Origin of the sequence: Sebaldella sp. S0638, from assembly GCF_024158605.1 — a bacterium.
GTDB lineage: Bacteria > Fusobacteriota > Fusobacteriia > Fusobacteriales > Leptotrichiaceae > Sebaldella.
Map to the genome: position 1 here is coordinate 1 of NZ_JAMZGM010000266.1, position 1,059 is coordinate 1,059.

Genomic DNA, 1,059 nt, shown 5'->3' on the forward strand with positions numbered 1-1,059 from the left:
CTGGCAATATATCAGGATATAGCCGAAATAGCACCAGAAATAGTAGGAGTAATAAGTAACGAGGCAAGTGAATATAAAAAACTGGGAGATTATCTGGGTGGAGTAGTAGAAGGTTTAAAACAAAAAATACTACTTCAAATGCAGGAAGATATGTGGAAAAAAGCTTCGGCAGAAGCAAAAAAATATATAGATGAAATATATAAGGCAGATATCGAAATAGGGAAGCTAACTGCCGAAATGAATAAACTGCTTGCCAAAGAATACAAATTAAAGATATCAGTAGATCAAATAGTAACTGATGATTTAATGTCGAAATATAAAAAGTATTGGGAAAACGGACTGAATTCAGATGATCTTTCGGATATAAATGGTACTTTGGACAAAATAGCAGTAGCGCAGGGACTTTCAGGCGAACAGGCAGAGAGTTTTAAAATAGCGCTGGATGAATATGCTAGAAGTAAAATGAGTGAAGAAGAAAAAGGTCTTGAAGCATTTCAGAAAGCACAGGATTTTTTCATAAAATCAGATAGCGAAATACAGCAAAAAATAAATCTAACAAATTCGATACTTGGAACATTTAATAATGAGTTTGGACAAATAAAATCTAAAACAGAAATTTCATCTTATCAGATGATAAATGAGTTAAACAGACAATCATCAGAACTACAGAAGTCCACAGCAATAACCCGTGGAGCTTTAACAGGGGAAATAAGGGATGCGAAGGGTAATATCATAGCCACGGTAAATACCGGCAAGGACAGTATAACAGGAACAATGATAGCCAAACATGCTGAAACGCAAGGGGAAATCCATATAGTAGGCTCAAATGTAACAACAATGATAAAAGATATGGGTAATGGACTTTTTAGGGTAGTGGAAAGAAGTTTGGCAAATAATCAAGTACTATCGGATAAGACAATAACCCGAGAAGGATTAGAAGCTCAAGGGGATTTAGCAGCAAAAGGTGTGGAAGATGCAATAAAAAATGTATCAAAAACAATAGGGAATGAGAAGATAAAAGGTTACGCAGGTCCCAGTTCCACGAAAAATAAAAAAGGT

Annotated in this window: 1 protein-coding gene; it reads left to right on the forward strand. The window is 35.1% G+C overall.

The genetic code is table 11. From position 1 onward, the window contains the following. Positions 1-1,059 (forward strand): hypothetical protein (locus NK213_RS20175; RefSeq protein WP_253352692.1); only part of this gene is annotated, 1,059 nt, incomplete at both ends.